A 12,644-nucleotide genomic window follows, 5' to 3' on the forward strand; every position below is an offset into this window, starting at 1 on the left:
TTGGATAATTCATGGTCTTTCGTGATCGACTTTACGCTGCTTTCGCTGCTGATGGTCGTATCGGCCGTCCTCAAGGCGCGCATTCCACTGTTGCGCAAAATCATCGTCCCCACCTCCATGGTCGCCGGCATCCTCGGATTGATCGTGGGCCCGGAGTTGCTCGGGTGGCTGAATTTCAACCTCGATCGACTGGGGCAACTGGTCTACCATCTGATGGCGATCGGATTCATTGCCCTCTCCCTCAAAGAACGGGAGGTGTCCAACAGCCCGGCGGTCATGAAATCTGGGATGCTCATCGTCTCGACGTACCTTATCCAAGGGCTGGTGGGATTTGGTCTGCTCCTGATCCTGACAGAGCTTTTCTATCCCGACATGTTCCCAGGCATCGGCTTGCTGCTCCCTCTCGGGTATGGACAAGGTCCGGGACAAGCCTATTCGATCGGCAGCCGTTGGGAGGCTTTGGGGCTTGAAGGCGGCGGGAACCTCGGCCTAACCATTGCCGGGTTTGGCTTCATCTGGGCCGTGATTCCCGGAATCATTCTGATGAACTTCCTGATCCGCCATCCGAAATTTAAACAGGCGGCATCCCGCCCACTCAAAGAACGCACCGAGGTCACGGAAAAATCAGAAGAAGGCGAAATTCCGCTCAGTGACGCGATCGACAAGCTGACCTACCAAATCGCGCTGATCGGCTTTATTTACCTGGTCACTTACTTGACGTTACGTGGACTGGAGGCGGTGCTGACTCCACTCGGGACCTATGGGGAAACATTGGCCCAACTGCTGATTGGCTTCCACTTCCTCATCGGCAGCCTGTACGCCATGTTGTTCCGGTGGATTCTCAACCGTTGGAAGCAAGCGGGCTTCCAGTTGGAGCATTCCCCGAACAACTACCTGTTGCAGCGGATCTCCGGATTTTCCTTCGATTACATGATCGCCGCCTCGATCGCTGCGATCTCGATCTACGCGTTGAAGCAATACTTGACGCCGGTACTCATCCTAACGACAGTCGGCGGGTTAGTAACGGTATGGTTTATAGTTTGGTTAGTGCCGCGGGTGTTGCCGGAGGACAAATTGCCAAACGTTCTCGGTTTTTACGGGATGCTGACCGGAACGATTTCTACCGGGCTTGCGCTCGTCAAAGCCGTCGATCCGAAATTTCAGTCGAATACGACGGACAACTTGGTCATGGGCAGCGCGTCCGCAATTATGTTCGGATTTCCACTGCTGCTGATTTTGAACATCCCCATCGTCGGGTATCTGCAAAATCAACCGGTGATGTACCTGTACACCTTTGGCGCCCTATTCCTGTATTTCGCGATTCTGATGGGCTTGCTGCTGTACCGGTCCCGGAAAACGACCGCCTAAGTGAGCTTCTAAACGAAAATCCCCACCCTCTTTCACCAAGAGAGTGGGGATTTTTTGACGATTGTTTATTTTGCCGGTTTGGAAAGGTTAGCTTTCTGGAACCCTTGGTAACTGTCCAAGGCTGCGAACAACATGTAAGCAAACAACACCACCCACATGATCCATCCGGAGTTGAAGCCGGAAACTCCCAATCCGAAAATATCCTCCAACTTCGCGATAAAACCGGGGGACAGCAGCTCTGCATTTCCGATGATGGTGCCGAACACCACCAACGAAAGGACGTGGTTGGCCACGTTCAGGAACGCGATCTTCACGTTCCATTGGGCAACGATCCATTTGTAGATCGCCAGAGCAACATCCAGCGCAAGAACCACCGCGATAAACGGCCAATACGAAAGCAGTACCTCCTGATTAAAGATCGGAGTCGTCATTTCTATGCCGTTTCGGCCTTTCTCATATACGCCAATCAACCGATCTGCGTTAAAATAGACGCTTCCCCATATCGCCGTCCACATGAGGCTGGCGAATACCTCGCTTTTCTTGATCACTTTCTTCGCAGGGACATATCGGGTATCCTTCAAATCATCCGGCGTCCAAGCTTTGAACTTGCCGTTCAGCGGCAGTTCATTGCCGGTTCCCGTCCGTTCCAGAATGACAAACGCCAGGGTAATCCAAAATACGGTCTGCACCCCCGTGCTAAACACCGTCCCTATAGCTTTGCTGAGCAGGACTGCCGCGGCCTCCGCCGGAACGACTTCACCAGAATACGTAATGATTTGGTTGGCAATCAGCGAAAGGAGGGTAATTACGACCACGATCGGGACAATCATTTTCAAGACCTGAACATAAGTTTCATAGAAGCGAGGCCCGATCAAAAACGTTGGTTGGTCCCGATACTGAGCGGCCAACACGGCCGGATCGCCCAATTGAGTCAGCGCCTCCTTCACTTCGGCTTCGCTGGGTTCCTCCGCCAGCATATCCTCAATCGTGGAGCGCAGCTCCAGCGCGATGTCCTCCCGGCTCCGTTCCGGCAGCCGGTGAGTAAGTTCCTGCTTCTCCAGCCGGCGCAGCAGCGGATACAATGTGCTTTGATCAATGGTGATCCCGGATTGATCCAGCCGTTGAACGAGCGAATACCCGTATTGCGGCGTTCGCAACTGGCTTAGCACCGCCAAGGTCAACGTTCCGCGACGGAGCTCCGTGATCAAGGAAATTATTTTTCGTATACTGTGTGTCGTCTCCCCAAGGGGTCCTTCTCGCGCCTCTTTGCATGATTATCCCTTTCGTTCAGCGGAAAAATGAGGAGATCAAGGGAGGGCAAGATAAGGTTACCTGGTGACTGGTAATGAGATGCGCACTTTCTGAGGCAACGGGATAATCATCAAGGGAAGGCGGCTGGCATAGGTGCCCTACGGAGGCCCTAACGACAAAAAAATCCCGCCTCACAACGAGACAGGATTTCAACTCATAAGTTTCTAAGCTTCGGCAACCTCACTTCAAACTCGGTCCGAATCAGATCGCTTTGCACCGAGATGGTGCCTTCGTGCTGCTCCACGATATTTTTGGCGATAAACAGGCCAAGACCGGTGCTGCCTTCCTGATACGTACGCGCACGATCGCCGGTGAAGAACATATCAAACACATGCGGCAGCTCGTCCGGCGGAATGGAGTCCCCGTAGTTGGTCACGCGCACGACAACCTCTTCCCCGTCCATCTTCCCATGGACGTCAACGTACTCCCCGTCTTTGCCGTAACGAACGGCATTGGACAGCAAGTTCTCAAAGACGCGGGCAAGCAGATCGCCATCGCCGGAGATCATCAGCTGCGGTTCGGTTTTTAGGCGAACGGTCAGCTCATTTTTTTCAAACACGGGGTACATCTCTTCGGTTAATTGACTCAGCAGCTCGCTCAAATCAAGCGGCCGGCGATGGATGTTCAGCTTACCGTAATTCATTCGCGTAACTTCGAACAACTCGTCGATCAGCTTCTCCAGACGCTGCGATTTGGTGTAGGCGATCGTGGTGTAATGCTTCATCTGCTCGGCGGTGAGGTCTTTCCCTTGCAGGATGAAATCCAGATATCCAATCACAGAAGTTAGCGGGGTCCGAAGATCATGGGCCAGGTTCAGCACAAGTTGCTCCTTGCTGTTCTCGGCAAAGTCGCCCCGTTCCACGGCTTGCTGCAGCTTCTCGCTGGCCAAATTGATGTCTCGTGCAATCTCTCCGAACTCGTCGCCGGAAGGAATATGAACCCGATGGGTGAAGTCTCCTCCCGCCAGTTGATTGATTCCCCGGGAAATTTCCCGGAAATACGCGACATAACGCCGAGTCAGCAAATAGAAGTATAAGAACGAGAGCGGGATAAAGATAATTAGAAACACGTTGATGTCACCGATCTCACGCATCATCCGGCGGACGTTATACAACGGGTCTTCACGCAGCAGCGTATGATAATACTCCCGCAGCGCCAGATAAGTCAGAAAGGTTGTCCCTGCAGACAATATCATGCTCAGCCCGAACAACCGGATCATTTGGAAGCGAAAGCTGCGAAATTTCGGTTTGTCGGTGTGATTATCCATTGAACGTGTACCCTACTCCCCAGACGGTTTTGATCAGCTTGTTCTTGTGCCGGTCTTCCCCCAGCTTCTTGCGCAAGCTTCGGATATGCACCATGACCGTATTCCCGCCTTCATAATAAGCCTCGCCCCAGACCTTCTCAAAAATATGCTCCGAACTGAACACCTTCTTCGGATGATTGGCCAGCAGGACCAAGATATCAAACTCTTTCGGCGTCAGCTCTACCGGTTCGCCGTAGAGGAACACTGTCCGGTGCTCGGGATGGATCACAAGCCCTCCGGCCTCCAGCACCGGCTCATCCGGGGGACCGGCAACCGACGGGTTCAGCTGGATAAAGCGCCGCAGTTGGGCGTTCACCCGGGCCACCAGCTCCATCGGATTAAACGGCTTCGTCATATAATCGTCCGCCCCGCGTACCAGGCCGGTGATTTTATCCAGATCGGTTGCTTTTGCACTTAAGAAAATGATCGGCAGATGGTGCTTCTCCCGGATTTGCCGGGTCACTTCATACCCATCGATCTTCGGCATCATAATGTCCAAGATCGCAAGATCCACGGATTGCGTCTGGATGACATCCAGCGCCTCCTGCCCGTTGGACGCTTTGATGCAGCGGTATCCTTCCCGGGCCAGGTGCAGCTCGATCAAGTCGGCGATTTCCGGCTCATCGTCCGCAATCAATACCGTGATAGGTTTCATCGATCATCGCTCCTTTTCATGGACAGCATAACCGAAGAGACCTTACGATTTCAAATGTTCATTCAGCACGTTCTCTTCCAGAACATCATAGCTGCCATACACCTTGTGGATATGCTGCTCTCCCCAGGCGCACAGCGCATCCAAAATTCCCCGTAAGCTCTCCCCGTATTCGCTTAGCTCATACTCGACCCGAGGCGGGACCTCCTGGTAGACGATCCGGCGAATAACGCCGTCGGCCTCCAGTTCGCGAAGCTGTTGGGTCAACATTTTCTGAGTGATGTCGGGCATCAGGCGTTTTAATTCACTGGTTCGTTTCCGACCGTGCGTCAAGTGGCACAGGATCACGCATTTCCACTTCCCGCCGATCACCTCAAGCGTCGCTTCTACGGAGATATTATATTTCTTCTCTTTCATTGAGATTGCTCCTTCTTTTTAATAGGCACAAAAAAGTACCTACATTACTTTTAGGTTCCTATATTACTTCAAAGTGCGTACTTCTCAAAAACTACCCTATCTCCCATAATAGCATTTGTCGCTCGCTTCTGCATCATTCCCCGGCAGATCAGCGGCGAACCTGCAAACCATTATCTTTTGGGAGGTAGATTGACTCATGAATCATCAAAGAAGCACCTTGGCGCTGCTCGCCTTGGCCATTAGTGCCTTTGCCATCGGGACAACCGAATTTATCAGCGTCGGTCTGCTGCCTTTGATCGCCGAGGACCTGCACATTTCTACGACCACCGCAGGGCTGACGGTTTCCTTATATGCGTTAGGCGTCACTTTTGGAGCACCGGTACTCACGTCGCTAACCGCACGAATGTCGCGCAAAACACTGCTGCTGTGGATCATGGTCGTCTTCATGATCGGCAATGCCTTGGCTGCGGCGGCAACTAGCATTGTCATGCTGCTCGCGGCAAGGGTGATCTCTGCTTTTTCACACGGCGTGTTTATGTCGATCGGTTCAACGATTGCCGCTGACTTAGTGCCGGAACACCGCCGGGCCAGCGCGATTTCCATCATGTTCACCGGCTTGACCGTTGCGACGGTCACCGGCGTGCCGCTTGGCACCTTCATCGGTCAACAGTTCGGCTGGCGCGCCGCCTTTATCCTGATCGTCGTCGTGGGGCTCATTGGCTTTATCTCCAACAGCCTGCTGGTGCCATCCGGCTTGCGGAAAGGGGGGCGAACCGCGTTCCGTGACCAGGTGAAGCTGGTGACGAACGGACGGCTGCTGCTATTGTTCCTGATCACGGCCCTCGGGTATGGAGGCACCTTTGTCGTTTATACCTACTTATCGCCGATCCTTCTTGAAATTACAGGCTTCAAGGAAAGCGCGGTCGCCGTCATCTTGCTGGTCTACGGCATCGCGATTGCCATCGGCAACATGGTGGGCGGCAAGTTGTCCAATCGTCAGCCAATTCGGGCCTTGTTCTATATGTTTATCGTACAGGCGCTGATCCTGCTGGCCTTGCTGTTCACGGCTCCGTTCAAAGTCGCCGGCTTGGTGACCATTTTCCTCATGGGACTGCTGGCCTTCATGAACGTTCCGGGGCTGCAGGTTTACGTCGTGATGCTGGCAGAGCGGTTTGTCCCGTCCGCCGTCGACGTGGCCTCCGCGATCAACATCGCGGCCTTTAACGCCGGGATTGCCCTGGGGTCTTACCTGGGCGGGGTCATCACCGATTCGTTGGGTCTGATCCATACCTCGTGGATTGGCGCACTGATGGTCGCAGCTGCCGTACTTCTCACGGGCTGGAGCCGTGCTCTGGAAAGAAAAGACCGGCAGGAGACGGTCATTTCACAACCATCGCTTCAACATAACTAATCATCTATTTCATCACCAAACTCAACTTCAAAGTTCATAGGAGGCTATTTTGATATGATTACCCATTTGCAAGATACCACCACCCTGCACAACGGAGTGAAGATGCCTTGGTTTGGCCTTGGCGTATTCAAGATCGAGGAAGGACAGGAGCTGGTAGACGCGGTGAAGTTCGCAATTACCCACGGCTACCGCAGCATCGATACCGCAGCAATCTACGCGAATGAAAAGAGCGTTGGACAAGGCATCCGCGAAGGCTTGCAGGAAGCCGGTATCCCGCGTGAAGCGCTGTTTGTCACTTCGAAGGTATGGAACGCCGACCTCGGATACGAAGAGACGCTCGCTGCTTATGAAACCAGCCTGCAGAAGCTGGGACTAGACTATCTGGACCTGTATCTGATTCACTGGCCCGTCGCCGGTAAATATAAAGAAGCTTGGCGTGCGTTAGAAACGCTCTACCAAGCCGGAAAGGTCAAGGCGATCGGCGTCAGCAACTTCCAAGTTCACCATCTGAAGGACTTGATGGAAGACGCGGAAATCGTGCCGATGGTCAATCAGGTCGAATACCATCCTCGTCTGACGCAGCAGGAAGTGCAAGCCTTCTGCCGCGAACACGGCATTCAAATGGAGGCATGGTCCCCGCTCATGCAAGGGCAACTGCTGGATCATCCTGTGTTACAAGAGCTTGCCCGTAAATATGGAAAATCGGTCGCCCAAATCATCCTTCGCTGGGATTTACAGAACGGCGTGGTAACGATTCCGAAATCGACCAAGCCGGATCGGATTGCCGAGAACGCAGACGTGTTTAATTTCGCGTTGACGGAAGAGGATATGGCACGGATCAGCGCGCTTAACGAGAACCTTCGCGTGGGTCCGGACCCCGACAACTTTGATTTCTAAGCCTACCAAAAAAGAGCAGATACCGTGGATCCGCTGGATCCTTCGGGTCTGCTCTTTGTCAGCTGTAGGGACCGATTTCGATGTAATGATGCTCGGTCTCATAGGTGAGACTCTTGTATTTTCCATTCTCTTTGATCGAAAATTCGGCGACCGCATATATTTCATACGTTCCGATCCGATCGATCCGGGTCTCGAAAAACTCGTTAATATCCGTTTCTCCCCCCATGCTGCGAACCACCGCACTGTCCACCTGGGTGATCGTGTTCACCCGGTTGCCCAAGCTGTCCACGATCAGGTAATGGAACACCCGAGGGCGACTCATCAGCTCATATTCGGTTTTGGACAAATTATGCAGGCTGGAGATTAACGTAAAGGTCTCATCTATCCCAGCACGCTTCGGAACAGACAACTCTACGGTAAAAGGACCTTCCGCATCCTGCGCTGGATCTTCGGGTACGGCCGGTCTCAGCTTATTGATCGCTTTGTTCACCGGATCGAAGGTGCCGCATCCGACAAGCAGGAGCGCCAATAGCATCACGGTCAAACCTAACGCGTATTTCCTCAATCCGCATCACCTCAAAATGTAAGACGACATCCCGCCTGTTTTGTTGCAGAAGGACGTTCTTAAATCTTAAAGAAAGGGTACCCTAAAGGCACCCTCGAAATCAAGGACCCTCGGTCAGCCCGCGGATGAACGCGCATGGACAACCGCCATTTTTGAGCGATTTGTGAACCGAGGATAGGCTGCCTTCCCGGAACCATACTAATACCAGCTTTATCCAAATCATCAACGATGGAGGCTGGACCGTAATGGCGCAAAAAAGAATGAATCTGCTGATGTTCAGCGGGGATTACGACAAAGCAATGGCCGGGCTGATTCTGGCGAACAGCGCGCGGGATATCGGTGTGGAGGTTTTTGCCTTCTGGGGCCTGTTTCTCGTGCGCGATCCGGAGAAGATGACGCTGGAGGACAAAACGCTGTATGAGAAGCTGATGACTTGGATGACCCCCAAAGGGCCGGACGAGCTGCCGCTCTCCAAAATGAATTACAGCGGGCTGGGCAAATGGATGTTGGATGAGATGATCGAGGACCAGGAGGCCCCCCGTCTGATCCACTTTCTCAAAGGAGCCCGCAAGAAAAACATCAAGTTCTACGGCTGCAAGCTGTCGGTGGAGATTATGGGCTTTAAGCCGGAGGAATTCCTCCCGGAGGTGGAGATCATCGATGCCCAAACGTACCTGCGCGATGCCTTGGAATCGGATATTCAGCTGTTTATCTGAAGACGAAGCCTACGTAAGGCGCGCCGCTGTCCGCTTTGTGGAGGTTTTCTGAACTTTCCCCCGCAGCCCTAACCCCCCTAGGCGAATGCACATAACCTAAAGCGTTATTACAGTAACCTAACAGGGGGAGACTTGGTTTGCTGGAGATAGAGGAATTGGAATTTGAGGTTTACCGGAAAAATACGATCGGCTACCGCCATCCTTTTGTTACGCCGTACGGGACGCAAACGTTGCTCTATGCCGATTGGGCCGCCAGCGGCCGCCTATATCGGCCGATTGAACAGAAGCTAGCCCAGGAGATCGGCCCGCTGGCGGGCAATCCCCACACCGCCGCCAGCTTGACCGGCACGGCCATGACCGCCGCTTATGAGGAGGCGAAGCGGATCATCAAGCACCATGTCCACGCCGGCCCCAACGACATCCTGTTATTCGAGGGAACGGGGATGACGGGGGCGGTGAACAAGCTGCAGCGCCTGCTTGGATTAAAGGTCCCCGCCGCTTGGCGGGCAGCTTACCGGAGCGGAATGGCCGAACGGGAGCGGCCGGTTGTTTTCATCACGCATATGGAGCATCACTCCAACCACATCTCCTGGGCGGAAACGATCGGCGAGGTCGTCTGCCTCCCGCCGGGGGCCGACGGCCGCGTGGATCCGGCTTGGCTGGACTTCCTGCTCCGCCGCTACCGGGAGCGCCGCGTCAAAATCGGCGCGTTTACCGCCTGCTCCAATGTGACCGGCTTCGTGACGCCAATTCATGAGCTCGCGCGGGTGATGCATCGGCACGGCGGCATCTGCGTGGCGGATTACTCCGCCAGCGCCCCTTACGTCCCGATCAATATGCATCCGCCGGGAGCGCCGGAGGAGCGGCTTGACGCCATCCTCTTCTCCCCGCATAAGTTTCTGGGCGGCCCCGGCACGAGCGGGGTGCTGGTGATGAATGCGGGGCTCAGCGCGGGGGCGTCGCCGGACCGCCCGGGCGGCGGCACGGTGTCCTGGACCAGCCCGTGGGGCTTAGTCCAGTATCTATCCGACGCCGAATCACGGGAGGATGGCGGGACGCCGGGGGTGATGCAGGCGGCACGCACGGCGCTATGCCTGCGGCTCAAAGAGAAGATGGGCGCAGGCCGCCTGCTCCGCCGGGAACGGGAGCTAACCGACCGGTTGCTGTCGGAGCTGGAAACCGTCCCAGGGCTGACCATCCTGGGCGGGCCTAGCCGCGAGCGTCTGGGGATCGTCTCGTTCACCCTGGATCAGGTTCACTATAACCTGGCCGTCAAGCTGCTGAACGACCACTTTGGCATCCAGGCCCGCGGCGGCTGCTCCTGCGCGGGAACGTATGGCCATTATCTGCTGGGCATCGATCAGGCTACCTCGCAACGGATCGCCCGCCGAATCGCTAGCGGCGATTTCACCGCAAAACCTGGCTGGATCCGGATCTCCCTGCATCCGATCATGACGGCCGACGAGGTCGCCTTTATCGGATACGCGCTCCGTCAGGTGGCCGCCCGAGGCCAAGATTGGGCTAGAGATTACAGCTACGATCCCCGAACCAATGAGTGGTCCCATCGGCGCGGAGAACCGCGGATCAACCTCGACGAATGGTTTCGCTTGCCGGATCCCAGCGCCAAGGGCAAGGGAATCCTTGCAGATGAACCCCGCCAAACGATAGCGGAACTTCACATCCCCTAAGCCAAGGCGATTCAGAAGATGTTCAACTTGGCGGAACAGGTCCTTGGGGTATTCGGCTCCTTGCGCGACCAGTTCCAACACCGTTTGCTCAACGCAGCCAAGACCGTTCACCACATGCAGCATCGCTTCTCCTCCTTCATAAAGATCGCGGTACATCAGGGATGCTTGCTGCATCCGGGTCGGAGACCACCGGCAGCTCCTGGCGTTTGGCCTCCTGCCCGGCACTGCCCGAGCCGCTTCGGTTCGCCAAGTACACCCCGCCGAGGATGAACACCAGCCCGACCAGCAAGCGCCAGCTCACCGGCTCGTTCAGCAGCGTGAACCCCCAAATAATCGCGCTCGCCGGAACGAGATACGTGACGGTGGTGGCGAATTGCGGGGTTCCTTTTTGGACCATAAAGTAGAACAAAATATACGCCACCCCCGAGCCAAACACGCCCAGCCCGATCACCGCGCCAAGCGTAGGGAGCTTAGCCAGCGGGGCCAGCGAGTCCCGCTCGGCGATCAGCGCCATAAGACCGCTGCCGCCCATCGCGCTGATCAAGGTGCCGAAGGTCACCTGATACATCGACAACCCGCCGGACAGGCGCTTGGACAGGTGCGTGCCGACGGCATAACACAACGTTGCCGCCAGCATGCAGGCGAACCCAAGCATGTCTACCGAGGCAAGCGAAGTTGGGCTGACGCCTACAAGTACGAGCAAGCCGAGGAAAGCGATTCCCATCCCGGCCCACTGCATCCGGCTCGTGGCAACGCGAAAGAAGATGACGCCTACCACCAGAGTCCACAGCGGAGTCGTGGCGTTGAGCACCGACGCCAGGCTGCTCGTCAGCCGCGTCTCGCTGAAGCCGATCAACGCCCACGGAATCGCCGTGTTGATCAGCGCCATGATGACCATCGCCAGCCAAGGAATCGAGCGGAACCCAAACGGCTTGCGCAAGACGAGCATGACGCCCGTAATCGTTGCCAGCCCGAAGGCAGATCGCAGGAACGCTACGGTCCAGGGGCCGAAGTCGGGCAGCAGGATTTTGATGAAGAAAAACGAACCGCCCCAAATTAAACTAAGCATAATTAAGGCCAAATACAGCGTACGTCCCACTCTTATCCCTTCTTTCTAGGATCTCTCGGGCATATCTAATAACGTAACCCGGATCTCTAATGATCTTGATTGTATCACGAGGATGCCTCGATGTTCATCGAAGCATGCCTGCAAATTTGAGGAGGTATGGATGAAAGTCGAGGAAGCTCGAAAGGCTGCCGCCCGATGGGTCGACCAACATGCCAGCCGGGAAGCCGGTTTCCTAGGTGCTTACTTCAGCGGCTCCACGGTGGGATTACCGGGAGAAGCAGATCTGCCGGAAAGCTCCGACATCGATCTGATCGTTGTAACTCAGCCGACAGAGCCTCCGCCGAAACTGGGAAAATTCCGTTACGAGCAAGCATTACTTGAAGCAACCCACCTGTCCTGGAGCCAGCTGGCATCGGCGGAAGCGGTACTATCAGATTATCATCTGGCCGGGAGCTTCCGGACGGATACGATCATCGCCGACCCTACGGGGCGGCTACGCCGGCTGCAAGCGGAAGTGGCCCCCCGCTTCGCCGAGAAGCCTTGGGTCCTGCGGCGCTGCAAGCATGCGCACGATCGGATCGAACGCGGGCTCCGCAGCATCGATCCCGAGGCGCCGCGGCAGGACCAAGTCTTAGGATGGTTGTTCCCAACCGGGGTGACAACCCATGTGCTGCTGACCGCGGCCCTTCGCAACCCCACCATACGGCTTCGTTACCTAGCGGCCCGCGAGGTGCTCGAGGCGTATGGGCATAGCGAGACCTATGCCGAACTGCTGCCGCTCCTGGGTTGCTCACAGCTCACCGCCCAAAGGACGGAGGAGCATTTGAAGGCGCTGGAGCGTACGTATGACACGGCGGCAGCGCGGGTTGCCACGCCGTTCCCCTTCTTAAGCGACATCACACCCGGCGCGCGTTCGGTCGCCATTGACGGCAGCCGCGAGCTGATTGAGCGCGGTCGCCATCAAGAGGCGGTGTTCTGGATCACCGCCACGTTTGCGCGTTGCCATAAGATTCTGGCAGCAGATGCCCCGGAGATCGGGGAGCAGCTTGCCCAGGATTTCCTTGCCTTGCTGACCGACCTGGGCGTCGGAACAACGGAGGCGTTGTTTCAACGAGCGGACGAGGTGCTCCGCTATTTGCCCCGCCTCATGACCGTTGCGCAGGCCCTCGTGGACGCCAACCCCGCTATCAAACCCGGCTCGACTTGACTCGCCGGGCCCGCCGCATCAGCACAAAGCCCCCAAT

General features: G+C 55.8%; 12 protein-coding genes. 6 read left to right on the top strand and 6 right to left on the bottom strand.

Annotated elements, in window-relative coordinates:
• Complete coding sequence (locus NSQ80_RS20425; RefSeq protein ID WP_260070159.1) at positions 1-1,368, top strand: S-layer homology domain-containing protein; 1,368 nt, start codon at positions 1-3, stop codon at positions 1,366-1,368.
• A 65-nt stretch (positions 1,369-1,433) separates the two neighbouring features.
• On the opposite strand, the gene NSQ80_RS20430 is transcribed toward NSQ80_RS20425, so the two are convergent.
• The 4 genes from NSQ80_RS20430 to NSQ80_RS20445 form a co-directional block, all read right to left on the bottom strand.
• A complete protein-coding gene (locus NSQ80_RS20430; RefSeq protein WP_339300649.1) occupies positions 1,434-2,576 on the bottom strand; it encodes a helix-turn-helix transcriptional regulator in 1,143 nt (380 codons plus the stop codon).
• A gap of 257 nt (positions 2,577-2,833) precedes the next feature.
• Positions 2,834-3,946: a HAMP domain-containing sensor histidine kinase gene (locus tag NSQ80_RS20435; RefSeq protein WP_323078139.1), complete on the bottom strand. Its 1,113-nt coding sequence runs from the start codon at positions 3,944-3,946 to the stop codon at positions 2,834-2,836.
• Positions 3,939-4,640: a response regulator transcription factor gene (locus tag NSQ80_RS20440; RefSeq protein ID WP_260070156.1), complete on the bottom strand. Its 702-nt coding sequence runs from the start codon at positions 4,638-4,640 to the stop codon at positions 3,939-3,941. Before NSQ80_RS20440 ends, NSQ80_RS20435 begins: the two co-directional genes overlap by 8 nt.
• Before the next feature lie 42 nt (positions 4,641-4,682).
• Positions 4,683-5,054, bottom strand: a complete 372-nt coding sequence (locus NSQ80_RS20445; protein ID WP_009223526.1) for a helix-turn-helix domain-containing protein — start codon at positions 5,052-5,054, stop codon at positions 4,683-4,685.
• 196 nt (positions 5,055-5,250) lie between these two features.
• On the opposite strand from NSQ80_RS20445, the gene NSQ80_RS20450 reads away from it, so the two are divergent.
• Positions 5,251-6,465 (top strand): MFS transporter, encoded by a 1,215-nt coding sequence (locus NSQ80_RS20450; RefSeq protein WP_009223525.1) that lies wholly within the window; start codon positions 5,251-5,253, stop codon positions 6,463-6,465.
• Between the two features lie 54 nt (positions 6,466-6,519).
• Entirely contained in the window at positions 6,520-7,362 is an 843-nt protein-coding gene (locus NSQ80_RS20455; protein WP_339300653.1) for an aldo/keto reductase, read from the top strand.
• Positions 7,363-7,420: 58 nt separating this feature from the next.
• On the opposite strand, the gene NSQ80_RS20460 is transcribed toward NSQ80_RS20455, so the two are convergent.
• Positions 7,421-7,927, bottom strand: coding sequence for a hypothetical protein (locus NSQ80_RS20460; protein WP_339300655.1), 507 nt, complete (start codon positions 7,925-7,927; stop codon positions 7,421-7,423).
• A 245-nt stretch (positions 7,928-8,172) separates the two neighbouring features.
• On the opposite strand from NSQ80_RS20460, the gene NSQ80_RS20465 reads away from it, so the two are divergent.
• Positions 8,173-8,643, top strand: coding sequence for a DsrE/DsrF/DrsH-like family protein (locus NSQ80_RS20465; protein ID WP_339300657.1), 471 nt, complete (start codon positions 8,173-8,175; stop codon positions 8,641-8,643).
• Positions 8,644-8,780: 137 nt separating this feature from the next.
• Positions 8,781-10,331 carry an aminotransferase class V-fold PLP-dependent enzyme gene (locus tag NSQ80_RS20470; protein ID WP_323078144.1) on the top strand — a complete coding sequence of 517 codons (1,551 nt, stop codon included), beginning with the start codon at positions 8,781-8,783 and terminating at the stop codon, positions 10,329-10,331.
• 136 nt (positions 10,332-10,467) lie between these two features.
• On the opposite strand, the gene NSQ80_RS20475 is transcribed toward NSQ80_RS20470, so the two are convergent.
• Positions 10,468-11,430, bottom strand: coding sequence for a DMT family transporter (locus NSQ80_RS20475; protein ID WP_339300658.1), 963 nt, complete (start codon positions 11,428-11,430; stop codon positions 10,468-10,470).
• Positions 11,431-11,560: 130 nt separating this feature from the next.
• Here NSQ80_RS20475 and NSQ80_RS20480 point away from each other — a divergent pair, with 130 nt between their 5' ends.
• Positions 11,561-12,607 (top strand): hypothetical protein, encoded by a 1,047-nt coding sequence (locus NSQ80_RS20480; protein WP_339300660.1) that lies wholly within the window; start codon positions 11,561-11,563, stop codon positions 12,605-12,607.
• Positions 12,608-12,644 lie beyond the last annotated feature (37 nt).

Source organism: Paenibacillus sp. FSL K6-2441, from assembly GCF_037964765.1.
GTDB lineage: Bacteria > Bacillota > Bacilli > Paenibacillales > Paenibacillaceae > Fontibacillus > Fontibacillus phoenicis.